Annotated in this window: 18 protein-coding genes and 2 pseudogenes; 15 read left to right on the forward strand and 5 right to left on the reverse strand. The window is 67.3% G+C overall.

Annotation, left to right across the window (positions count from 1 at the left end):
- The first annotated feature begins 21 nt into the window (after positions 1-21).
- On the forward strand, positions 22-3636 hold the full coding sequence (locus ACW173_RS14720) for a hypothetical protein (RefSeq protein WP_492080741.1): 3615 nt from the start codon (positions 22-24) through the stop codon (positions 3634-3636).
- A gap of 37 nt (positions 3637-3673) precedes the next feature.
- Here the strand turns inward: ACW173_RS14720 and ACW173_RS14725 are convergent, their stop codons facing one another.
- A complete protein-coding gene (locus tag ACW173_RS14725; protein ID WP_492080743.1) occupies positions 3674-4093 on the reverse strand; it encodes a hypothetical protein in 420 nt (139 codons plus the stop codon).
- A gap of 243 nt (positions 4094-4336) precedes the next feature.
- Here ACW173_RS14725 and ACW173_RS14730 point away from each other — a divergent pair, with 243 nt between their 5' ends.
- Positions 4337-5296 carry a 2-hydroxyacid dehydrogenase gene (locus tag ACW173_RS14730; RefSeq protein ID WP_492080744.1) on the forward strand — a complete coding sequence of 320 codons (960 nt, stop codon included), beginning with the start codon at positions 4337-4339 and terminating at the stop codon, positions 5294-5296.
- Between the two features lie 3 nt (positions 5297-5299).
- On the opposite strand, the pseudogene ACW173_RS14735 reads toward ACW173_RS14730, so the two are convergent.
- Together ACW173_RS14735 and ACW173_RS14740 are read right to left on the reverse strand one after the other, a co-directional pair.
- Positions 5300-5559, reverse strand: a pseudogene (locus ACW173_RS14735) (carboxymuconolactone decarboxylase family protein); the annotation flags it as partial.
- Positions 5555-5842, reverse strand: a pseudogene (locus ACW173_RS14740) (carboxymuconolactone decarboxylase family protein); the annotation flags it as partial. The pseudogenes ACW173_RS14740 and ACW173_RS14735, both read right to left, overlap by 5 nt.
- A gap of 115 nt (positions 5843-5957) precedes the next feature.
- Between ACW173_RS14740 and ACW173_RS14745 the strand changes: the two are divergent.
- Positions 5958-6227, forward strand: a complete 270-nt coding sequence (locus ACW173_RS14745; protein ID WP_492080745.1) for a winged helix-turn-helix transcriptional regulator — start codon at positions 5958-5960, stop codon at positions 6225-6227.
- On the opposite strand, the gene ACW173_RS14750 is transcribed toward ACW173_RS14745, so the two are convergent.
- Positions 6209-6643 (reverse strand): nuclear transport factor 2 family protein, encoded by a 435-nt coding sequence (locus ACW173_RS14750; protein ID WP_492080746.1) that lies wholly within the window; start codon positions 6641-6643, stop codon positions 6209-6211. The genes ACW173_RS14745 and ACW173_RS14750 overlap by 19 nt on opposite strands.
- Positions 6644-6715: 72 nt before the next feature.
- Between ACW173_RS14750 and ACW173_RS14755 the strand changes: the two genes are divergently transcribed.
- From ACW173_RS14755 to ACW173_RS14805, 11 genes are all read left to right on the forward strand, one after another.
- Positions 6716-7588, forward strand: a complete 873-nt coding sequence (locus ACW173_RS14755; RefSeq protein ID WP_492080747.1) for a LysR family transcriptional regulator — start codon at positions 6716-6718, stop codon at positions 7586-7588.
- A 32-nt stretch (positions 7589-7620) separates the two neighbouring features.
- Complete coding sequence (locus tag ACW173_RS14760; protein ID WP_492080748.1) at positions 7621-7995, forward strand: VOC family protein; 375 nt, start codon at positions 7621-7623, stop codon at positions 7993-7995.
- Between the two features lie 96 nt (positions 7996-8091).
- Positions 8092-9069 carry an ArsR/SmtB family transcription factor gene (locus tag ACW173_RS14765; protein ID WP_492080749.1) on the forward strand — a complete coding sequence of 326 codons (978 nt, stop codon included), beginning with the start codon at positions 8092-8094 and terminating at the stop codon, positions 9067-9069.
- Positions 9066-10010, forward strand: a complete 945-nt coding sequence (gene metF, locus ACW173_RS14770; protein ID WP_492080750.1) for a methylenetetrahydrofolate reductase [NAD(P)H] — start codon at positions 9066-9068, stop codon at positions 10008-10010. The genes ACW173_RS14765 and metF overlap by 4 nt, the downstream gene beginning before the upstream one ends.
- Entirely contained in the window at positions 10007-10885 is an 879-nt protein-coding gene (gene blaCAU / locus ACW173_RS14775; protein WP_492080751.1) for a CAU/MBL1b family subclass B3 metallo-beta-lactamase, read from the forward strand. The genes metF and blaCAU overlap by 4 nt, the downstream gene beginning before the upstream one ends.
- Positions 10882-11958, forward strand: coding sequence for a homocysteine S-methyltransferase family protein (locus ACW173_RS14780; RefSeq protein ID WP_492080753.1), 1077 nt, complete (start codon positions 10882-10884; stop codon positions 11956-11958). Before blaCAU ends, ACW173_RS14780 begins: the two co-directional genes overlap by 4 nt.
- Positions 11959-12117: 159 nt before the next feature.
- Positions 12118-14787, forward strand: a complete 2670-nt coding sequence (gene metH, locus ACW173_RS14785) for a methionine synthase (protein ID WP_492080754.1) — start codon at positions 12118-12120, stop codon at positions 14785-14787.
- 96 nt (positions 14788-14883) lie between these two features.
- Positions 14884-15972, forward strand: a complete 1089-nt coding sequence (locus ACW173_RS14790; protein ID WP_492080755.1) for a YjgN family protein — start codon at positions 14884-14886, stop codon at positions 15970-15972.
- A 7-nt stretch (positions 15973-15979) separates the two neighbouring features.
- Positions 15980-17080 (forward strand): M48 family metallopeptidase, encoded by a 1101-nt coding sequence (locus ACW173_RS14795; RefSeq protein ID WP_492080756.1) that lies wholly within the window; start codon positions 15980-15982, stop codon positions 17078-17080.
- Positions 17081-17156: 76 nt separating this feature from the next.
- Positions 17157-19316 (forward strand): putative bifunctional diguanylate cyclase/phosphodiesterase, encoded by a 2160-nt coding sequence (locus tag ACW173_RS14800; protein ID WP_492080757.1) that lies wholly within the window; start codon positions 17157-17159, stop codon positions 19314-19316.
- A gap of 101 nt (positions 19317-19417) precedes the next feature.
- Positions 19418-20875, forward strand: coding sequence for a GH1 family beta-glucosidase (locus ACW173_RS14805; RefSeq protein ID WP_492080758.1), 1458 nt, complete (start codon positions 19418-19420; stop codon positions 20873-20875).
- 3 nt (positions 20876-20878) lie between these two features.
- On the opposite strand, the gene ACW173_RS14810 is transcribed toward ACW173_RS14805, so the two are convergent.
- Complete coding sequence (locus ACW173_RS14810; protein WP_492080759.1) at positions 20879-21715, reverse strand: hypothetical protein; 837 nt, start codon at positions 21713-21715, stop codon at positions 20879-20881.
- A gap of 268 nt (positions 21716-21983) precedes the next feature.
- On the opposite strand from ACW173_RS14810, the gene ACW173_RS14815 reads away from it, so the two are divergent.
- Positions 21984-22679, forward strand: coding sequence for a TerB family tellurite resistance protein (locus ACW173_RS14815; RefSeq protein WP_492080760.1), 696 nt, complete (start codon positions 21984-21986; stop codon positions 22677-22679).
- Positions 22680-22747 lie beyond the last annotated feature (68 nt).

The raw sequence follows: 22747 nt of genomic DNA on the forward strand, positions 1-22747 counted from the left end.
CCCTTGGTGATGGGGCTAGCGATGCCGAACTTCAACGGGACTTCCGGCGATGATCTGTTCACCGGAGGGAGTGAAACCGACACCCTGGTCGGTAATGGCGGCAACGACGCTTTGAGCGGCGGCGGCGGCAGCGACCTCCTGGTCGGCGGCGCCGGCATGGACACGCTAAATGGGGGCGATGGCGAGGACAGGCTGTACAGCGGCGAGGAATCTCCGCCGTTCAACATACCGTACTACAACAACCCCTGGACCCCGCCGGTGCTGGACACCGGAACGGAGCGCGACACGCTGAACGGCGGTCTTGGCAGTGATCGCCTCTTCGCCGGCTATGGCGACAACGTGGATGGCGGGGACAACGGTTCTTACGGCGACTACCTGTACATTAGCTTCATGGGGGCGACGTCGGGCGTCGTCGCCGACTTCCGGCTGAAGACACAGGTGATCGGTGGCGGCACGATCACGGATATCGAGAACGTCAGCTGGGTCGAGGGCAGCAACTACGACGACGACATCAACGTCGGCGGCAGCAGCAACGGCTATAGCGATTTCACCGCCGTGTTCGGCATGGGCGGAAACGATAAGCTGGTCGCCGGCTACTACACGGGCGTTCTGTACGGCGGCGACGGCAATGACATCGTCGACGGTCGCAACAGCCAATACTTGCAGCGGGTCGACGGCGGGGCCGGCGACGACACGCTCTATACGAACACGAATACGTTCGGCGAAGCCTATGGCGGCGACGGCAACGACAAGATCTATTCCCATGGCCTGACGTTCGGCGGCGCCGGCAACGATTTGATCGTCATCCAAGGCAGCTACTATGGCGGCTGGGTCTATGGCGAGGCGGGCGACGACGACATCACCGCCTCGGCGTCCGGCTCGTCGATCGCGGGCGGCGACGGCGCCGACAAGATCAGCGGCGATGCGGGCGTCGATAACCTGTTTTCGGCAAACCGCGATCCCAATAGCACCACCATCCAGGACGACATGGGTCGTGAACACGACGTGCTGGCGGGCTTTGGCGGCAACGACATGCTGTACGCCGGCTATGGCGACGACGTCGATGGCGGCTCGGGCGTCGATGCCCTGCGCCTGTCGCTGGGCGGCGCGACGGTTGGACAGGTATTCAGCACCGCCGGTATCGCGAGCGGCCAGACGTCCACCTACGCCGGTGGCACGATCAATAGCATTGAGAAACTGGTCTATCTGCGTGGCAGCGAATTCGCCGACACCCTTTCGCTGGCGACGCAGGCCGAGCTGCTGACCGTTGACGCCGGCGCTGGCGCGGATGTCATCACCTCGTTCGAGAGCTCGGTTTCCGTGAACGGCGGCCTGGGCGACGACCGTTTCGTCAGCGGCCGGGCCGGGGATATCTTCGACGGCGGCGCCGGGTTCGACACGGTGGATTATTCCGGATACGGCTCGGCCGTCACGGTGTCCCTCGTCAGCCAGACCGGCGCGGGCGGCGACCAATTGCTGAATGTCGAAGCCGTCATCGGCTCGACTTTCGGCGACACTCTGACGGGTGACACAAACGCCAACACCCTGCGCGGCGGAGGCGGAAATGACACCCTCGACGGCGGCGCTGGAGCCGACACGGCGGAGTATCTGGGCGTTTCCTCCGACTACACCTGGGCGCAAGGGTCCGACGGGTCCTGGACCGTCCGCGACGTGAGCGGGGGCGTCGACGGCGTCGACATTCTGAAGAACATCGAACGGCTGAAGTTCAGCGACACGGTGATCCAGCTCCCCGTCCCGCCGGTGACGAATATCATCAACGGGTCCAACGGTAACGACACCCTGTTCGCAACCAGCGCCAACGACATCATCGACGGTGGCGCGGGAACCGACACGGTCCAGTTCAATGGCGCGTCGACCGATTTCAGCTGGACCCAGGGCGCCGACAGTTCCTGGACGGTCAAGGACCTGCGCACGGGCTCGCCCGAAGGAACGGACACCCTCAAGGACGTCGAGCAGCTGAAGTTCACCGACAAGCTGGTCGTGATCGTCGAGCCTGCGCCGAACGTAGTCCTGGGCACCGCCGCCGACGACAATTTGTACGGCACGTCGGGCAACGACATCCTTCGCGGCGCCGGTGGCGACGACTTCCTCTGGAGCAGTGGGGGCAACGACACTTTCGACGGCGGCGACGGCCGTGACTGGGCCCAATTCCTCCAGTCGTCCCAGGGGGTGCGCATCGACCTGGCGGTCTCCAGCCCGCAGAACATCGGCGAGGGCAGGGACACATTCGTGTCGATCGAGTCGCTGCTGGGGAGCGCGTACGACGACATACTGTATGGCGACGGCGGCTCGAACAGCCTCAGCGGCTACGACGGCAATGACACGCTGTACGGGCGCGGCGGAGATGACGGCATCGGCGGGGACGCTGGCAATGACATCCTCTACGGCGGCGCCGGTAACGACAACATGGTCGGCGGCTCCGGCGACGATTTCATCTACGGCGAGGCCGGCGACGACAGGATCAGCCACCAGTCCGAGACAACGGACCGCGAAATGGGCAACGACTATATCGACGGCGGCGAGGGCCTCGACACGGTTTGGGTGACCTACGTTGGTTTCGGCGTCAGCATCAACCTGAGCGTCACCACCGAGCAGCAGATCGGCGCGGGCTTCACTCTGACTATCAAGAACGTCGAGAATCTGGACGGTTGGCAGTTCGCCGACAAACTGACCGGCAATGTTGATGACAACAAGTTCACCGGCTGGAACGGCGACGACGTCATCGACGGCGGCGGGGGCGTCGATACGGTGATCATGCGGGGCTTCAGCTCCGACTACGCGGTGACCTGGACTCCGAACGGCTGGCAGATGGCGGACAAGCGACCCTATGTGGCGCCCAGTCAACTGGGGTCGGGCTCGATCTACGACGGCGTCGACTTGGTGAAAAACGTCGAATTCATCCAGTACTACGACAAGACCGTGGCCCTGGGCGACGGCATGACGTTCGTGGTCGGCAACATCCTGCGCCAGGAAGGAACGTCGGCGACGGCGACGGATCTCTCCAATCGGCTGAGCAGTGGCGCTCTGACCGCGACCGAGGCGGTATCAGAACTGGTGACGAAGGCTGGCGCCACGACCTCGGTCGCGACCCTGGCCTACGAGTTCTTCACGGGTAAAATTCCGGGACAGGCCGGCGTCGATTACCTCGTCTCGCCGACCGGCCCCAACGCCAACAACCTCAACAGCGCCTACTACCAGTCGTTCAATCTTGAGAACCGCTACATCAACTTCGCGGTCAATCTGGGCAAGCTGGGCGAGGGCAAGGACGCATTCCTGGCCAAGTACGGCGCGCTGTCGTTCGTCGACGCCACGCGCGAGGCCTACAAGACCATCTTCGGCGCCGCGCCTACCGACGCGAAGATCCACGCCATGATCGATACCCGTGCCGATTACTTCGCGACCTATGGCGGCGACGGCGCTAACGGCATCGGGACGAAGGCCGCCATGGTCGGCTGGCTGCTGGCCGAGGCGCAGAAGGCCGACCTGGGCGTCATGGTGCGCTCCAACGACGCCTGGCTGACCGACCTGGCGGACGGCTCGGCGCCGTTCGCCATCGACATCCTCGATCCGGCCAAGGGCTATTACAAGGCCGACTTCATCTTCGGCGGCGCCTGAGAAACCGGGACGGCCAGGCCGTCCCGGATCGACAAACCTACTTTGGCGTCACCGGCGGCGCGACCGGGCCGCCCGGAACCGGCTGGTTCGGCAGGGTCGGGTCGCCGGTCTGCGGCGTGGCGTTGAACGGCGGCGTCACGGGCATGCTGGGCGGCGCCGCGTCGGGCGCGGGGTTCACCGCGGTGTCCGGCGCTGCGGTCGTCGCCGGATCGCTGGCTGTCGCCGGGGCGGTCGCGGCGGTGTCGGTCGACATACCCGTCGAAGCCGAGCCGGCCCACCAATCCTTGCTCGCGCGCATCTTCGGCGACGCTTTCGCATAGGCGTCGAGCTGCGAGTAGGGGATCGGCTGCTTGGGGCCGGCCATGGCGGCCGACGCCTTTTTCTGGGCGGCGAAGGCCTCGCCGCCGGCGACCAGCAGCGAAAGCGCCGCGGCGGCGGCAAGCGTCTTGGTCAACATAGGGTTTCTCCAGGCCTGGAAGCGCCATTTTGGCGCCGCTAGCAAAACCCGCTGGAGCCAAGGTTGTTCACAGCTAGACCGTGCCTGGCGGGAACCGTCACGCTTTGGCCGGGTTCTTGGCGGGATGTTTCCAATCGTCGGGCAGGGGCTGGCGATCCACCCATCTCCTGCTTAGCTCTGGATAAGCGCTCCCGGAGGAGTAGCCTGGTCCACAAAGACGATTGTCCCGCCAAGGAGACACGCATGCCGCAAACGCCCGCCGACAAGCCCCACATCCTGCTGTCGCACGAAATGCTGATGCCGCTGCAGCCGCTGCTGGAGAGCGCCTATCAGGTGCACCGGCTGTGGGACTATCCGGATCCCATGGCCTTCCTCGAGGGACCCGGGCGGCGGGTGCGGGCCATCGTCCACGCTGGCGAGTTCGCGCTGTCGCGCGACATGCTGTCGGAGATGAACCAGCTGGGCCTGATCGCCTGTGTCAGTGTCGGCTATGACGGCGTCGACGTGCCGTGGTGCAAGGCGCATGGCGTCGCCGTGACCCACTCGACCGGCCTGAACGCCGCGGACGTCGCCGACCATGCGGTGGGCCTCGTCCTGGCCGCCTGGCGCGGCATTGTCGAGGGCGACCATCGCCTGCGCTCGGGCCATTGGACCCACGCCGAACGCATGGCGCCGCGCCACGGTCTGCGCGGCCGAAAGGTCGGCATCGTCGGCCTGGGCTATATCGGCGAGGCTGTGGCCACGCGCCTTCGGGCCTTCGAGATGAAGGTGGCCTGGTGGGGGCCGCGTCCCAAGGACACGGACCTTCCGCGCGCCGACAGCCTGCTGGCCCTGGCCCGCGACAGCGACATACTGGTGGTCTGTTCGCGCTCGGACGCGTCGAACCACCACCTGATCAACAAGGCCGTTATCGAGGCGGTCGGTCCGCAGGGCCTGATTGTCAATGTCGCGCGCGGCGCGTTGGTCGACGAGGACGCCCTGATCGAGGCGCTGAAGGCCGGAACGCTCGGTATGGCGGCCCTTGACGTCTACGCGCAGGAGCCGACCTCGCCCGCGCGCTGGGTGGGCGTGCCGCACACGGTGCTGACGCCGCACACGGCCGGCGCGACGCTGGACAGCATCCCGGCCATGGTCAGTCTGACCCTGGAGAACCTGCGCCGCTACTTCCACGGCGAGCCCCTGGCCACGCCCGTCGCGGCCTGAGGGCTATCTCGGAAACGCCGTCGCGAAGCCTTCCGGCTCCAGTCGCAGGCCGTTCGCCAACAGGCTGACCGTTCGATAGAAGCCGGCCAGCATCATCAGCTCGATCCGGGCTTCTTCGCTGAAGGCCCGCGCCAACCGCGCCCACAAGGCGTCGTCGATGTCGGTGCTTGTGTGGACCGCGTCGCAGAAGGCGATCAACAGGGCCTCGCGCGGGGTCCAGCAGGGCGCGATCCCTGGCGCGACGGTGGCGGCCAGCTGTTCGGTGTCGAGGCCGGCGGGGCCCGCGAAGATCGCCGCGTGCACGCCCCACTCGTAGCCGCAGCCGTTGAGGGCGCAGGTCCGATGGATGACGATCTCCCGCTCGCGCAGGGGCAGGTGTCCCGGATCGAGCAGGCCGCCGCCGGTGAAGCGCGCGAACAGCCGCTCGTCGCGGGCCAGGGTGCGGAACAGCGACAGCGGCTGGTCGCCGGGCGTCTTCAACTGCTCCAGCGTCCGGGCGACGCCTGGTGGATAGGGCGCGTGAGCGGGGGCGATCCTCGGCGACATCAGCGGTCCTCCATGCTACAAAATTTGTAACATGGAAAATTCCGACGACGCTACAAAAAATGAAGCGCCACTTCCCGGGCGCGTCGTGCGGGGCTCGGAGACTGGCAAGCCGATCATGGCGGCGCTGGACTTGCTGGGCCGGCGCGGGGCGCTGCGGATCGTCTGGGAACTGCGCGAGGGGCGGGTGCTGACCTTCCGCGCCTTGCAGGCCGCGGCCGAGCTGCCGCCCGGCACGCTGAACACCCGCCTGTCCGAACTGCGCGCCGCCGACATCGTAGAGGCGGAGGGCGGCTATCGTTTGAGCCCGCGCGGAGCCGAGCTGATCGCGGCCCTCTGGCCGCTGATGGCCTGGTCCGAGGCCTGGGCTCAGGCCCTGGCGCGATAGGCCGCCAGGGCGTCGTCGTACGACCCGAGCACCCGCACTTCCAGGTCGGTGTCGCAGTATTCGACGACCTCGGCGATCTTCCCGTCGCGGAAGCGGAAGATGAAGCAGTACTCGTTGTCGTAGCGCTGACCGGCCTTGGTCAGCACGCTACCGCGCACCTCGGCGACGATCTGGTCGCCCTCGGCGATCAGGTTGATGGCGCGAGCGGTGTAGGTGTCGGCGAACAGGTTGAACAGCGGCGCCAGCAGGTCGCGACGGATCGTCTCCTGGCCCTCGAAGTGGCGCGACCAATCCGAATGGCCCGGGAAGCGCCAGACGTAGTCCGGGTGGACGCTGTCGCCGAACACGCTCCTGTCGCCCGCCTCAAGGGCGGCGTAGATGCGGCGAATGGTTTCCTTGTTCTCTTGAGCGCTCATGGCGGATCTCCTTTGAGCCCCAGGATGAGGTCAGCTACGCTATGCGTGAACTGCATAGTTTGGATATATATGATGCGTGATGCGCATGATTTGCGCGGCAAGCTCGACCTGCTGGTCGCCGCCGACGCCATCCTCGACACCGAGAACCTGACCGTGGCCGGTGAGCGGCTGGGCCTGTCGCAGCCGGCGGTGAGCCGGACACTGGGCCGGCTGCGCGAGGCGTTCGACGATCCGCTGCTGGTGCGGGTGGGCGCCCGCATGCGGCCAACGCCGCGCGCCGAGGCCTTGCGCGCGCCGCTGGCGGCTCTGCTGCGAATGGCCGAGGACCTCTACGCCCCTGCCGGTTTCGATCCGGCGACGGCCGACCGGGTGTTCCGGGTGGTGATCCCGGACGTCGTGGCGGCGGTGATCCTGCCCGAGCTGCTGGCGCGCCTGGCCAGAGACGCGCCGGGCTGCCGACTGGACCTGCTGCCGTGGCGGCGCCAGGCCGAGCAGCCGCGCGACCTGGACCTGGTGGTCACCACCGAGATCGACGCCTTTCCGGACTATCGGATGCGGCCGCTCTATCAGGATCACGACATCCTGGCCTTCGCGGGCGAGCCGCCGTCCGGCGACCTGCTGGCCCTAAATCATGTGGCGGTGATCGCGGCGGGGGCGGCGCAGGATCCGGTGGACCGGTGGCTGGCCGGAGAGGGGCGCGTGCGTCGCATCGCCGTCGTCGTGCCGCACTACCTGTTGGCCTTGCAACTGGTGGCGCGCGGCGGTCACGTGGCGGTGCTGCCATCGCGGATGGTCGCGGCCCTGGGCGCGCCGCTGGGCGTGCGCGGCGTCGACCTGCCGGCGCCGCAGGAACACGACCAGCAGTGGATCATGCACCCGCCACAGCTCGACGCGGACGCCGCCTCCGCCTGGCTGCGGGAACAGGTGGAAGCCGTTGTTCGCTGAGGTAGAGTGCGGCGGGAACAAGGGAGCAGGCGATGGCCAAGGTATTGGGTCTGGGTGGAATCTTCTTCAAGGCCGAGGATCCGCGGGCCGTGCGCGACTGGTACGCGCGAGTGCTGGGCTTCGACATCCATTCGTGGGGCGGGGCGATCTTCAAGCAGCCTAAGAGCACGGCAAACTGGTCGCCGTTCGCCGCGGACACCCAGTACTTCGCGCCGTCGGTCGCGCCGTTCATGATCAATTTCATCGTCGATGATATTGATGGCATGCTGGCCAAGGCCGCCGCCGAGGGCGTCGAGCCGCTAGGCCAGCAGGACGAGGGCGGCATGGGCCGTTTCGCCTGGCTTCTGGATCCCGCGGGGGTCAAGATTGAGCTCTGGCAGCCCGCGAAAGCCGAAGCTGGGGCATAATCTTTCGCGCGCCTCGTCGCGAAACCGCTCACACTTTCGCGGGCGCGCCTGCAAATCCTCTTGCCAAATCGGACATAAAGATATCTTTATGTCCCTATGAAGCTATCCGCCGAACAGGTCGTCGAGGTGCTGCGCGCCGCCGGCGAGTCCACGCGACTGCGACTTCTGGCCCTGCTGGCGGCCGAGGAGCTGTCGGTGCTGGAGCTGTGCCGCATCCTCGACCAGAGCCAGCCGCGCGTGTCGCGGCATCTGAAGCTGCTGGCCGAGGCGGGCCTGGTCGAGCGGTTCCCGGATGGCGCCTGGGTGTTCTACCGCCTGGCCGCCAAGTCGGCGGGGCGCTTCCTGGTCGAACAGGCTCTGGACCTGATCGACGACACCGATACCGTCGTGCGCCTGGACGCCGACAAGCTGGCCGCCGTCCGCGCCGAGCGCTCGACCGACGCCCAGGCCTACTTCGCCCGCAACGCCGCCCGTTGGAACGAGATCCGCTCGCTGTATGTCGACGAGGCCGAGGTCGAGGCCGCGATCCTGCGCGCGACCGGGGAGGGGCCGTTCGACGAGCTGGTCGACCTGGGCGCGGGCGCGGGCCGCATGCTGACCCTGCTGGGCAAGCGCGCCAGCAACGCCCTGGGCCTGGACCTGTCCCAGCAGATGCTGAACATCGCCCGCGACGAGGTGACCAAGGCGGGGCTGGTCCAGTGCGAGCTGCGCCACGGCGACATCTTCCGCACCGGCCTGCCGGGCGGCTGCGCCGACCTGGTGACCGTGCATCAGGTGCTGCACTACCTGTCGGATCCCGCCAACGCCGTGGCCGAGGCCGCGCGGCTAGTGACGCCCGGCGGCTTGTTGCTGATCGCCGACTTCGCCCCGCACGACCACGAATTCCTGCGCGAGGTCCACCAGCACCGCCGCCTGGGTTTCGATGACGTCGAGATCGTCACCTGGCTGCAGGCCGCCGGCCTGCAGCTGGAAAGCAATATCGCCCTGCCGCCGGCCACGGCCGAGGGCCTGACCGTGAAGATCTGGACGGCTCGCCGTCCAGGTCTGGCCGCTGCCGCAAGGAATGCCGCATGACCCTTCCGCCCACCCGCCGCGTGATCGGTCCCGTCGCCCGCGCCGGCGAGCGCACCTATCGTCCGCGCGTCTCGTTCGAGTTCTTCCCGCCCAAGACCCCGGCGATGGAGGAGAGCCTGTGGCAGGCGATCACCCGCCTGGCGCCGCTGGATCCGGCCTTCGTCTCGGTGACCTATGGGGCCGGTGGCTCGACGCGTGAACGCACGCACCGGACGGTCAAGCGCATCCTGGACGAGACCAGCCTCAAGCCCGCCGCCCACCTGACCTGCGTCGGCGCCAGCCGCGAGGAGGTGGACGAGGTGATCCGCGAGTACTGGGAGACGGGGGTTCGCCACATCGTCTCGCTGCGCGGTGATCCGCCTCCGGGCGAGGGCGGCATCGGCGGGGTCTATGCGCCGCGCGCCGACGGCTACGCCAACGCCACCGAGCTGACCAAGGCTATCCGGGGCGTGGCGCCGTTCGAGGTGCTGGTCGGCGTCTATCCGGAGAAGCATCCGGAGAGCCCGTCGCTAGAGCACGACATCGACGTTCTGAAGCAGAAGGTCGACGCCGGCGCGACGCTGGGCATCAGCCAGTTCTTCTTCGACCTGGACGCCTTCCTGCGCTACGTGGACAAGGTCCGCGCCGCTGGGATCACCATCCCGATCGTGCCAGGCATCATGCCGGTCACCAACTTCAACGGCCTGAAGAAGATGTCGGCCGCCTGCGGCACGGCGATCCCGGGCTGGCTGGCCAACCTGTTCGAAGGCCTGGACGACGACGCCGAGACCCGCCGCCTGATCGCCTGCTCGGTCGCCACCGAGATGTGCGCCAAGTTGCAGGAACAGGGCTTCGAGGACTTTCACTTCTACACCCTGAACCGGGCCGATCTGGTCTACGCCATCTGCCGTGTGCTGGGCGTGCGCGAGACGGTCCCGGCTCCAGCGGAGGCCGCGGCATGAAGCGTGTTCTGATCTCCCTGGCCTTCGCCCTGGCGGCGATGACGGCCCCGGCCGCGCAGGCCGACGACAACAGCAACTGGGTCAAGCCGATCAAGCCATATCGCGTGGTCGGCAACATCTACTACGTCGGCTCCGAAGGCCTGTCGGCCTGGCTGATCACCTCGTCGGAGGGCCACATCCTGCTGGACGGCGGTCCGTCGGCCGAAGGCGGCAAGCTGATCGAGCGCGGCATCCAGCAGCTGGGCTTCCAGCTGGCCGACGTGAAGGTGCTGATCAACAGTCACGCCCACTTCGACCACGCTGGCGGCCTGGCCCAACTGAAGGCCGACATCCCGACCGCCAAGGTCTGGGCTTCGCGCCCGGACGAGCCGGCCCTGGAGAAGGGCCAGCACTTCGGCGACAATGACAATGGCCTGACGCCCTTCCCGGCGGTCAAGGTCGACAAGCGCTTCGGCGACGGGACGAGGCTGAAGGTCGGCGAGACCACCCTGGTCGCCCACCTCACGCCGGGCCACACGATCGGCTGCACCACCTGGACCACCCAGGTGACCGAGAAGGGCCGGCCGCTGAACGTGACCTTCCCGTGCTCGCTGTCGGTGGCCGGCAATCACCTGGTCGGCAACAAGACCCACCGTTCGATCGTCGCCGACTATCGCGCCAGCTTCGCGGCCATGCGGGCCATACCGACCGACGTCATGCTGCCCAGCCACGAGGAGCAGGGCGACCTGCTGGCCAAGCGTCAGAAGCTGTTGCGCGGCGACCCGAACGCCTTTGTCGATCCCACCGAACTTGGCCGTTTCGTCGATGGCTACGAGACCCGGTTCAACCAGGAACTGGCGCGCCAGCAGGCCGCCAATCCGGGAGCCAAGCGATGACCGACCTTTCCATCCGCGCCAATCGGGTGGCCGCCCTCAAGGCCGCCGCCAAGCAGAAGATCCTGATCCTCGACGGCTCCTGGGGCGTGATGTTCCAGAAGAAGGGCCTGTCCGAGGCCGACTACCGCGCCGATCGTTTCGCCGACTACAACGGCCAGATGAAGGGCAACAACGACATCCTGTGCCTGACCCGGCCGGATCTCGTCGCCGAGCTGCACGACGCCTATTTCGCCGCCGGCGCCGACATCTCCGAGACCAACACCTTCTCGGGCACCACCATCGCCCAGGCCGACTATCACCTGGGCGAGCAGGACGTCTGGGACATCAATTTCGAGGGCGCCAGGATTGGCCGCTCTGTGGCCGACCGCTGGAACGCCGAGAACCCCGCAGCGCCGAAGTTCATCGCCGGCTCGATCGGGCCGCTGAACGTCATGCTGTCGATGTCGTCGGACGTGAACGATCCGGGCGCGCGCAAGGTGACCTTCGACCAGGTGTACGCGGCGTACCGCCAGCAGGTGGACGCGCTGTACAAGGGCGGCGTCGACCTCTTCCTGATCGAGACGATCACCGACACCCTCAACTGCAAGGCCGCCATCAAGGCCATCCTCGACCTGCGCGACGAGGGCCACGAGGAGCTGCCGATCTGGATCAGCGGCACCATCACCGACCGCTCGGGCCGCACCCTGTCGGGCCAGACGGCCGAGGCGTTCTGGAACAGCGTCAAGCACTGCAAGCCGTTCGCGGTGGGCTTCAACTGCGCCCTGGGCGCGGATCTGATGCGCCCGCACATCGCCGAGATGGCCCGCATCGCCGACACCCTGGTCGCGGCCTATCCCAACGCCGGCCTGCCCAACGCCATGGGCCAGTACGACGAGGAGCCGCACGAGACCGGCCACGCCCTGCACGAATGGGCCAAGGACGGCCTCGTCAACATCCTGGGCGGCTGCTGCGGCACCACGCCGGACCACATCCGCCACGTCGCCGATGAAGTGCGCGGCGTCACTCCTCGTCAGATCCCCGAGCGTCCCAAGGCCATGCGCCTGGCGGGCCTCGAGCCGTTCGAGTTGGCGTAAGACCTTCGCGGCCTCCGTTCTTTTCCTTCCCCCTTTGATGGGGGAAGGGCAGGGATGGGGGTGACAGCGTTTCAGAATTGAGCGCCGCAGTCGGGATCGACCGCCGCGTCACCCCACCCCAACCCCTCCCCATCAAGGGGAGGGGCGCGAGACCTGATTATGAGACCCGTCTTCGTCAACATCGGTGAGCGCACCAACGTCACCGGCTCGGCCAAGTTCAAGAAGCTGATCGTCGAGGGCGACTATCCGGCCGCCCTGTCGGTCGCGCGCCAGCAGGTCGAAGCCGGGGCCCAGGTCATCGACGTCAACATGGACGAGGGCCTGCTCGACTCCAAGCAGGCGATGACCACCTACCTGAACCTGATGGCCGCCGAGCCGGACATCGCCCGCGTGCCGGTGATGATCGACAGCTCCAAGTGGGAAGTGATCGAGGCGGGCCTCAAGTGCGTCCAGGGCAAGGCGATCGTCAATTCGATCTCGATGAAGGAAGGCGAGGAGAAGTTCATCGAGCAGGCCAGGCTGTGCCTGCGCTACGGCGCCGCCGTGGTGGTGATGGCCTTCGACGAGGTCGGCCAGGCCGACACCGCCGCCCGCAAGATCGAGATCTGCGAGAAGGCCTATCGCATCCTGGTCGACAAGGTGGGCTTCCCGCCGGAAGACATCATCTTCGACCCCAACATCTTCGCCGTGGCGACCGGGATCGAGGAGCACGACAACTACGCCGTCGACTTCATCGAGGGCACGCGGGAGATCAAGAAGCGCTGCCCCTACGCCCGGATCTCGGGCGGGGTGTCGAACGTGTCGTTCAGCTTCCGCGGCAACGAGCCGGTGCGCCGGGCGATCCACTCGGTGTTCTTGTACCACGCCATCAACGCCGGCATGGACATGGGCATCGTCAACGCCGGTGACCTGCCGGTCTATGACGCCCTGGACCCGGAGCTGCGCGAGGCGGTCGAGGACGTGATCCTCAACCGCCCGCAGCGCACCAATGTCTCCAATACCGAGCGCCTGGTCGACATGGCGCCGCGCTACAAGGGCGAGAAGGGCCAAGTCCAGACCGCTAACCTGGAATGGCGCAAGGGCACGGTGAACGAACGCATCACCCACGCCCTGGTCCACGGCATCACCGAATATATCAACGAGGACACCGAAGAGGCGCGCCTGTCGGTCGAGCGGCCGCTGCATGTCATCGAAGGCCACCTGATGGACGGCATGAACGTGGTCGGCGACCTGTTCGGCTCGGGCAAGATGTTCCTGCCGCAGGTCGTGAAATCGGCCCGCGTGATGAAGCAGGCCGTGGCCTGGCTGGAGCCGTTCATGGAGGCCGAGAAGGCCGGCAAGCCTCGAGAACAGGCCGGCCGCATCCTGATGGCCACGGTCAAGGGCGACGTCCACGACATCGGCAAGAACATCGTCGGCGTCGTGCTGCAGTGTAACAACTACGAGGTCATCGACCTGGGCGTCATGGTCCCGGCCGATCGCATCCTCGACGAGGCCAGGAAGCACAACGTCGACATGATCGGCCTGTCGGGCCTGATCACTCCGTCTCTGGACGAGATGGTGTTCGTGGCCGCCGAGATGGAGCGCCAGGGCTTCACCATCCCGCTGCTGATCGGCGGCGCCACCACCAGCCGCACTCACACGGCGGTCAAGATCGAGCCGGCCTATCACAAGGGCTCGACCACCTATGTGCTGGACGCCAGCCGGGCGGTGGGCGTGGTCTCGGGGCTCCTGTCACCGACCGAGCGCGATCGTCTCCAAGCCGAGACGCGAGCCGAATATGTCCGGATCCGCGAACAGTACGCGCGCGGCCAGACGGCCAAGGCGCGCACCAGCATCAATGACGCCCGCAAGAAGAAGTTCGCCATCGACTGGGACGGCTATGTCCCGCCCAAGCCGGCCTTCATCGGCGCGCGCACCTTCGAGCCCAGCCTGGACGAGCTGGTCCCGTTCATCGACTGGTCGCCGTTCTTCGCCAGTTGGGAGCTGATCGGCCGCTTCCCGCAGATCCTGGAGGACGACGTGGTCGGCCAGGCCGCGACAGATCTCTATCGCGAAGCTCGCGAGATGCTCGACAAGGTCGTGGCCGAGAAATGGTTCGGGGCCAAGGGCGTGATCGGCTTCTGGCCGGCCCAGGCCGACGGCGACGACATCGTTCTGTACGCGGATGAAACCCGCACGACCGAGCTGTCGCGCCTGTTCACCCTGCGCCAGCAGATGGACAAGGGCGAGGGCAAGCAGAACGTCGCGCTGTCGGACTTCGTCGCGCCGGTCGGCCAGGGCGGCGACTATGTCGGCGGCTTCGCCGTCACCGCCGGTCACGGCGAGGACGAGATCGTCAAGACATTCAAGGACGCCGGCGACGACTACAGCGCCATCATGGCCTCGGCCCTGGCCGACCGCCTGGCCGAGGCCTTCGCCGAGTGGCTGCACTACAAGGCCCGGGTCGAGCTGTGGGGCTACGCGCCCGAAGAGGCGGCCGACACCGACGTGATGATCGCCGAGAAATACCAGGGCATCCGCCCGGCGCCCGGCTATCCGGCCCAGCCCGACCACACCGAAAAGGGCACGCTGTTCCAGTTGCTGGACGCGGAAGCCGCCACCGGCCTGAAGCTGACCGAGAGCTACGCCATGACACCTGGCGCGGCGGTCTCGGGCCTCTATTTCAGCCACCCGCGCGCGCACTATTTCGGCGTCGGCAAGATCGACGCCGACCAGGTCGAGGACTATGCCCGCCGCAAGGGTTGGGACTTGGCCAAGGCAGAGCGTTGGCTGTCGCCGATCCTCAACTACGATCCAACGGCCAAGGCGCGCGACGCGGCGGCGTGAGGCTGGTCGCCATCTAAGGTTGACCTTGTCACGAAATCCCACGAGGCTCGCCTCCGTCCGCATCCCGCGCGGACGGGGCGCTTTTCGAGGAGTTTCATGGACGGTGCAGCCACGCCCGTGTCGACGCCGGTTTCGGGCGAGACACTGACCTTCGGCCAGACGATCGAGCCCAAGGCCTTCATCGGCCTCAGCCTGAAGAACGGCCTGCTCAACATCGTCACGCTGACGCTCTACCGCTTCTGGGGCAAGACCGAGGTGCGCCGCCGGGTGTGGTCGCACGTCACCCTCATTGGCGAGCCGTTCGAATATACCGGCAGGGGCAAGGAGCTGTTCCTGGGCTTCCTGCTGGCGACGCTGTTCCTGGGCGTGCCTTACCTGGCGCTGATCCTGGCCATCCAGTTCGTCAGCCCGCTGTTCACCCTGCTGCTGATCCCGGTCTACATCGCCGCCATCGTGCTGATCGGCATGGCGATCTTCATGACCTATCGCTACATGGCCAGCCGCACGACCTGGCGCGGCGTGCGCTTTCACCTGAGGGGCAAGGCCGGCCAGTACGGCTGGACCTATCTGGGCTACGCCCTGCTGAGCGGCGTCACCCTGGGCTGGTTCAGCCCGGCCATGACCATGCGGCTGTCCGAGCGCATCTGGGGCCAGATGTCCTATGGCGACCAGCGCTTCACCTGGAAGCGCGCCAACAGCCAGAACCTTTATGGTCCCTTCGCCATCGCCTGGGTCGTCGGCATGGTCGGCTATTTCGCCATGATCGGCGCGGCCATCGCGATGTTCTCGACGCGGATTCAGGCGGCCGGAGGCGCGCCCAGCGTCACCTTCATCCTGCAGATCTACGGCATGGCCTTCGTCTACGCCCTGGTTCTGGTAATCGCCTCGGCCGCCTATCACGCCGCCGTGCTGCGCGAGATCGCGGCCTCGATCCACGTCGGCGGCGCGTGCCTGGCCTTGGACATCAAGGCCGGGGCGCTGCTGGGCCTGACCCTGACCAATCTGCTGATCGTCCTGTTCAGCCTGGGTTTCCTGCAGCCGGTCGCCATGGCGCGGTCGGCCAGGTTCCTGATCCAGCGCCTGTCCAGCGCCGGCCTGGCCCCGCTGTCGGACGCCCACCAGGCGCCGCGCGGACCCAAGACGGGCGAGGGCCTGGCCGACGCCTTCGACGTCTCGCCCTTCTGAGGCGGACGTGGAGGGGCAGCTGCACGACGGCCGCACGGCGCGGCCCTGGCGGGTCACGATCGTGCTGGACGACAGCCGCGTCGTCGCGCGGGCGGTCGAGGATGCGTCGGTCGGCCTGAACTGGCCTCTGGACGCGGTGCGCGAGACCTTGCGGTCGGATGGTCGCTACAGCCTCTCGCACGGCGACGACGACGCCCGGCTGATCGTCGAGGCGCGGGCCTGGCGTGCTCTGGCCGGCCGCTCCCATGCCGACATTCGCCGACGCGGGCGGGGCCGGGAGTGGATTCTGGTCGGCGGCCTGGCCGGCGCGGGTCTGACTGTGGCGGCGGCGGTGTTCGTCGGCATCCCGCTGGCCGCGCGGCCCCTGGCTCAACACACCCCGCCGGAACTTGAAGCCCGCTTCGGCGCGAACATGGAAAAGCAACTGACGGTGCCGTTCCGGCCCTGCAAGGCGGACACGGAGTCGGCCAGGCTGCTGAGCGATCTGGGCGAGCGACTGGGCAAGGCGGCCAATTCACCGTTCCCGATCCGCGTGCGGGCCGTGCGGGCGCCGTTCGTCAACGCCTTCGCGCTGCCGGGCGGCACGATCCTGGTCACCGGCCCGCTGATCGAGCAGGCGAGGGGACCCGACGAGCTCGCCGCCGTGCTCGCGCACGAGATCGCCCACGTCGAGCGCCGTCATGTCATGCAGGCCGCCTGGCGCTCGATGGGCGCGGGTCTGCTGCTGGACGCCGTGGTCGGCGGCGGCAGCGGGGCGGGGCAGCAGCTGGTCGTCCTGGCAGGCGGCTTCGCGGACCACCGCTTCAGCCGCACGCTGGAGGCCGAGGCCGACGACCGGGCCATCGAGATCCTCCACGCGCGGAGAATTTCGACGCGCGGAATGGCCGATTTCTTTGGCCGCCTGGCCAATCGCGGGGACGACCCGCGCCTCCGCCGGGCCGCCGAGTGGTTCCAGACCCACCCCGAGACCGCCGGTCGCGCCGAGAAGGCCAGGCGGGCGATCCAGCCCGGTCAACCGGCGATGTCGGACCGCGATTGGGCCGTCCTGGATCGCGTGTGCCGAGTCGCTGACGCGCCAAAACCCAAATCGCGTAACGTCGTGCGATAAATTGCCCACGGGACTGGTCGGATAAGGATTTCCGCAACCGTTCGAAGAGACGATGCCGCTTCCCGAGGGGAGTGGGATGGACCGTAGGAACATCGAGCTGAAGATCTTTGGCCTGATCGCCGGCATGGCGGTGGGCATGATCCTGCTCGCCGGTGTGGCCCTGACGGTCGCCACTCGCCACGCCGATGTCCGCGAGCGCCAGTACGAGCAAACCCTGGTGGGCAATGGCCTGCGCCAGCGCGGCAAGGAAGTGCAGACCGCCCTCAATCCCTACGTCATCTGGGACGAGGCGGTCATCAAGCTGGACAATCAGTTCGACCAGGCCTGGGCCAGCCAGAACATCGGCGCGTCACTGGGCGGGGCCCTGGGTTACAAGGTCGTCTACGTGCTGGACGCGCAGGATCGGCCGCTCTACGGCCACGTCAACGGCAAGGACGTCGCGCCCGAGACCTATGCCCGCTATGCCGAGGCCACCGCGCCGCTGGTCGCCGCGATCCGCAAGATCGAGACCGATCCCAAGAAGGTCGCCGAGTTGCGCGCCGTGCACAGAAGCCGCGTGGAGCTGATCGGAGAGGAGCCGGTGCTGATCACCGTCTCGCTGGTCCGCCCGGACCTGAAGGCCAAGACGCGTGGCCCCGAAGCGCCGCTGGTGGTGACCGGCATCCCGGTGGCGGCCAGTGTGATCAAGACCTTTTCGGACCGCTTCTTGCTGCACGACGCCCATATCGAGATCATCAAGCCGGACCAGGTCCACACCATCGATGGCCAGGCGATGCTGGGCAAGTCGGCTGACGGACGCCGCATCGTCCTGCGTTGGACCCCCCGCCAGCCGGGCGCGGAACTCTTGAAGTCGGCGACGCCCATGCTGGCCACCGCCATCCTGGCCGCGGTGATCGGTTCGATCCTGCTGTTTCGCATCACCCGCCGCGCGGCCAAGAAGCTGCTGCTGAGCGAGGCCGAGGCCAAGCACCTGTCGCTGCACGATCCGCTGACGGGCCTCGCCAACCGCACCCTGTTCACCGACCGCCTGGTCCATGCCCACGCCCTGCTCCGCCGCAAGCCCGGCTACCTGGGCGTACTGTGTATCGACCTGGACCGGTTCAAGGAGGTCAACGATAACTACGGCCACGACGCTGGCGACCAGTTGATCCGCGAGGTCGCCCGCCGTCTGAAGCAGATCTGCCGCGAGACCGACACCATATGCCGCCTGGGCGGCGACGAGTTCGCGATCATCCAGCCCGACACCAATCCCTCCGGCGTGGCCACCCTGGCTCAGCGCGTGGTCGAGGGCCTGTCGGGCGAGATCGACCTGTCGATCGGCCGCGCCGAGTTGTCGTGCTCGGTGGGCGTGGCGGTGGTTTCGGATGGCGATCAGGGCCAGGCCGAATTGTTGCGCCAGGCCGACGTCGCCCTGTACCGCGCCAAGGAAGCCGGCCGCGGCCGCTTCTGCTTCTTCGAGCCCGAGATGGACTCGGCCCTACGCCTGCGGAAGGGCCTGGAGCGCGACTTGCGCGCGGCGATCGAGAGCGAAGCCCTGACCGTGGCCTATCAGCCCCTGACCGACGCGCGCGGCGTCATGGTCGGGGTCGAGGCCCTGGCCCGCTGGAACCACTCCGAGCGCGGCGACATCTCACCCGCCATCTTCATTCCGCTGGCCGAGGCCTGTGGCCTGATCGGCCAGATCGGCGCCGCCGTGTTCCGCCGCGCCTGCTACGACAGCCTGCGTTGGTCGGGCCTGGAGGTGTCGGTCAACGTCTCCGCCATCCAACTGTCGAGCCCTGGTTTCGTCGACGAGATGGTCGCCACCCTGGCCGAGACCGGCGCCCGCGCCGACGTCTTCATGCTGGAGATCACCGAGACGGCTCTGTTGAAGGACAGCGACGGCGTCCACGAGGCCTTGCGCCGCATGAAGCGACTGGGCTTCCGTCTGGCCCTGGACGACTTCGGCACCGGCTATGCCTCGTTGGCCTATCTGCGCCGCCATCCGATCGACAAGCTGAAGATCGACCGCTCGTTCGTCTCCAGCCTGCCGGGCAACAGCGAGAGCCTGGCCGTGGCCTCGGCGATCGTCAGCCTGGCCAAGTCGCTGGGCCTGAAGACCACGGCCGAGGGCGTCGAGACCGAGGGACAGTTCGAGGCCTTGATCAAGCTGGGCGTCACCGAGTTCCAAGGCTTCTTGCTGGGTCGCCCCATGCCGGCCGACGCCATCGCCGGCGCCCGGGAGATGGTGCGTTAATCAGTCGTCATCCCACGCTTTATGTCCCGCGAACAAGTCGCGGGATGACGATGTTCTTTGAATGAAGCATCCTCCTCCCAACGATAAGACGGGAGGGGACGATGGAACGGTCAGGCGTCAGCCGCCGGGCTTTGGGTGCGCTCGCACTTGGAGGGGCTTTGGGCGGAGCGGCCATTGGGCTTTCGGGTTGCGAAGGGGCGGTCGAGACCGACCTGAAGCCCAGGAGCCGGCGGTTTCCCAAGGACTTCGTGTGGGGCGTGGCCACCGCCGCCTTCCAGACCGAGGGCTCGCAGGCAGCCGACGGGCGCGGCCCCAGCGTCTGGGACGTGTTCGAGAAGATCCCGGGCCATGTGAAGGACGGCTCGGACGCGACCGTGGCCACCGACAGCTATCGCCGCTTCCAGGACGATGTCGACCTGATCGCCGGAGCCGGGCTCGGGGCCTATCGCTTCTCGATCAGCTGGTCGCGGATCCTGCCCAGCGGCGAAGGGGTGGTGAACCCGGCCGGGCTGGATCACTATTCGAAGCTGGTCGACGCCCTGCTGGCCAAGGGGATCACGCCCTATGCGACCCTGTTTCATTGGGACCTGCCACAGGGCTTGCAGGCCAAGGGCGGCTGGGCGGCGCGCGATACGGCGCTACGCTTCGCCGACTACGCCCATGCGGTGGTCGACACGCTGGGCGACCGGCTGAAGCACTACATCATCCTCAACGAGGCGGCCGTGCACGCCGTCTTCGGCCACGTGCTGGGCGAGCACGCGCCGGGGCTGAAGGACATCAACCTGCTGGGTAAGGTCGTCCACCACATGAACCTCGGCCAGGGCCTGGCCATCCAGGCGCTGCGGGCGGGGGCGAGTGGCCTGAACGTCGGCACGACCATGGCGCTGCAGCCTTGTCGGCCAGCGGGTGGACCGCTGGCGGTCTGGAACCGCCTTGCCTCGGACGGCCTGGATGCGCTGTGGAACAAGGCCTGGCTGGATCCCCTGTTTCGCGGGACCTACCCCAAGGAGATGGACGACTTCCTGAAGGGCGTCGTGCAGGAGGGCGACCTGAAGACCATCCAGCAGCCGCTCGATTTCCTGGGGGTGAATTACTACGCGCCGGCCTATGTGCGGCTGGACCTCAATTCGCCCAGCAAGATCGCGCCGGCCAATCCGCCCAAGGGCGCGGAGCTGGACGCCTTCGGCCGCCACATCGACCCGTCGGGCCTGCTTGAGGTGCTGGACCGCGTTCGCCGCGAGTATGGCGCGCCCAGGATGATGGTGACGGAGAACGGCTGCTCGGACCCATTCGGGAACGGGCCGGGGATCCTAAAGGACGACTTCCGCATCGCCTATCTGCGCCGCCACCTCGAGGCGGTGCTGGCCGCGCGCGAGGCCGGCTGCGACGTGCGCGGCTATTTCGAGTGGACCCTGATCGACAATTTCGAGTGGGACCTGGGCTACACCTCGAAGTTCGGCCTGGTGGCGATGGACCGCGTGACCGGGGTCCGCACGCCGAAGGCGTCGTATGCGTGGTTCAAGGCGCTGGCCAGCAGCGGAGCGCTACCGGCCGCCTAGGCCTTAGTCCGCCTTGCAGATCAGCACGTCGCGGCCGCCGCGCTTGGCGGGGACCAGGCTGCCGGCGCAGGGGACGGGGTTGACCGGGTCGACGATAACCTCGTTGCCGCCGATCGGCGGCAACGCCTTGGCCGCCGGCTTGGCGGGAGCGGGCTTGGTCTCGGTCTTCGCCGTCTTCACCGGAGCAGCCTTGGCGGGGGCCGGAGACGGCTTGGCCTTGGCGACCGGCGCCTGGGCGACCGGTTCCGGCGCGGGCGGCGGCGGGGCGGCCTCGGCGACCGGCTGAGTCGCGGGAGTTTCCGGCGCGGGCGTTGGCGTCCGCGCCGTGGCCGCGTTGTAGTTCAGGGCCTTGCCCAGGATGCTGGACTTCATCTCCAGGGTCTTGGCGCGCTTCTCGCAGTCGCCGGGCGGGCTCCAGCTCATCCACATCTGGGCCAGGCGCGCCTTGTCTACGGTGTCGGCGCCCTGCCAGATGGCCGCGCCGCGCTTCACCTGCGAGCCGCCATATTCCGAGATCGGACGCGGGCTGGCCTTCTCGGCCGCTGTGATCGCCGAGGAGAAGGTCTTGAGGTCCTTCTGGGCCTGGGCGCGCAGTTCCGGATAGGTCTTCAGCGAAGCGGCCACGCCGTCGGGACCTGGGAACGCCTTCTCGATCCGCGTCACCTCGGGCATCACGCGGTCGTATAGATTGGCGTAACCGCCAAGGGCGCCGTAGCACCAGGCGACATAGCCGTACTCGTCGGCCGGCGGAGAATTGGGACCTTGGGTGGCCGGCCCTTGACCACCCATTGGGCCGTCCTGGGCAAGGAGCGCGAGAGCGAGGAAGAGGGCGTTCGCCATGCGGGCGGAGGTCCTTTCAGGATAACTTAGCGAGTCACTAGAGCATTTCTGACCCGATTGGGACCGTAGCGTGGCCAATCGGGATCAAGCGGGGCCATAACGGTCGAGTCCGCGAATAGCTCCACCTTAAGGGCTCAGGCGTTTCGCCGCATTGCGGGAAAGTCATGTGAACGATCATTCTCATTGTGCTAGAAGCGCGGTGACGGTGTGATCCGCATCGCTCCGTCGCGCGTATTTTCTTTCGTCTGTCGCTGGATTTGAGGCGCTCATGAGCTTCTGGCGCAATATCGCGAGCATCGCCGCCCGTCGTCTGGACCTGGCCGACTGCACGGAATGTCCGGGCGGCCTGCCGGGCGAGGACCCGGCGTTCTCGACCGCGGTGACCGCGCTGGGGGCCAAGCTGGCCAAGGTCGACGGTCGCGCCGACGGCACGGAATTCCAGGCCTTCACCGAGGTGTTCCAGCCCGACCCGGCGTCGGAACCGAACATCCACCGGCTGTACGACCTGGCTCGCCAGACCACCCACGGCTTCGAGAGCTACGCCAAGCGGCTGGCCAAGCGTTATTCCAGTTGCCCGCAGCTGCTGGAAGACGTGGTCGACGGCCTGTTCCACATCGCCAAGTCCGATGGCGTGGTGACCCAGGATGAGCTCGACTATCTGGAGCGGGTCTCGAACCTGTTCGGTATGTCGCCGCTGTCGTTCCGCCGCCTGCGCGCGACTCACCTGGGCGTCGGCGCCGATGATCCTTACGCGATCCTGGAAGTGCTACCCGACGCCGACGACGCCACCGTGCGCAAGGCGTGGAAGATCGCGCTCTCCAACGCTCACCCCGATCGGGCCCGCGCCCGGGGCCTGCCGGCCGACTTCATCGCGCTGGCCGAGACCAAGGCGGCCGCGATCAACGCCGCCTTCTCGACCGTGATGCGTGAGCGCCGGGAACTGGGGCTGGTCGCCGCGGGTTGACGAGACGATCTGTCTCGGGGCTTAGCCTCCCTAAGGACGGGAAAAGGCTTTTCATCCGGCCTCGGCGG

It is taken from the genome of Caulobacter sp. ALps2 (genome assembly GCF_058681635.1).

Coding starts and splice junctions, on each gene's coding strand:
- ACW173_RS14720 (WP_492080741.1), top strand. CDS start 22: ATGCCGAACTTCAACGGGACTTCCGGCGATGATCTGTTCACCGGAGGG.
- ACW173_RS14725 (WP_492080743.1), bottom strand. CDS start 4,093: ATGTTGACCAAGACGCTTGCCGCCGCCGCGGCGCTTTCGCTGCTGGTC.
- ACW173_RS14730 (WP_492080744.1), top strand. CDS start 4,337: ATGCCGCAAACGCCCGCCGACAAGCCCCACATCCTGCTGTCGCACGAA.
- ACW173_RS14745 (WP_492080745.1), top strand. CDS start 5,958: ATGGCGGCGCTGGACTTGCTGGGCCGGCGCGGGGCGCTGCGGATCGTC.
- ACW173_RS14750 (WP_492080746.1), bottom strand. CDS start 6,643: ATGAGCGCTCAAGAGAACAAGGAAACCATTCGCCGCATCTACGCCGCC.
- ACW173_RS14755 (WP_492080747.1), top strand. CDS start 6,716: ATGCGTGATGCGCATGATTTGCGCGGCAAGCTCGACCTGCTGGTCGCC.
- ACW173_RS14760 (WP_492080748.1), top strand. CDS start 7,621: ATGGCCAAGGTATTGGGTCTGGGTGGAATCTTCTTCAAGGCCGAGGAT.
- ACW173_RS14765 (WP_492080749.1), top strand. CDS start 8,092: ATGAAGCTATCCGCCGAACAGGTCGTCGAGGTGCTGCGCGCCGCCGGC.
- metF (WP_492080750.1), top strand. CDS start 9,066: ATGACCCTTCCGCCCACCCGCCGCGTGATCGGTCCCGTCGCCCGCGCC.
- blaCAU (WP_492080751.1), top strand. CDS start 10,007: ATGAAGCGTGTTCTGATCTCCCTGGCCTTCGCCCTGGCGGCGATGACG.
- ACW173_RS14780 (WP_492080753.1), top strand. CDS start 10,882: ATGACCGACCTTTCCATCCGCGCCAATCGGGTGGCCGCCCTCAAGGCC.
- metH (WP_492080754.1), top strand. CDS start 12,118: ATGAGACCCGTCTTCGTCAACATCGGTGAGCGCACCAACGTCACCGGC.
- ACW173_RS14790 (WP_492080755.1), top strand. CDS start 14,884: ATGGACGGTGCAGCCACGCCCGTGTCGACGCCGGTTTCGGGCGAGACA.
- ACW173_RS14800 (WP_492080757.1), top strand. CDS start 17,157: ATGGACCGTAGGAACATCGAGCTGAAGATCTTTGGCCTGATCGCCGGC.
- ACW173_RS14805 (WP_492080758.1), top strand. CDS start 19,418: ATGGAACGGTCAGGCGTCAGCCGCCGGGCTTTGGGTGCGCTCGCACTT.
- ACW173_RS14810 (WP_492080759.1), bottom strand. CDS start 21,715: ATGGCGAACGCCCTCTTCCTCGCTCTCGCGCTCCTTGCCCAGGACGGC.
- ACW173_RS14815 (WP_492080760.1), top strand. CDS start 21,984: ATGAGCTTCTGGCGCAATATCGCGAGCATCGCCGCCCGTCGTCTGGAC.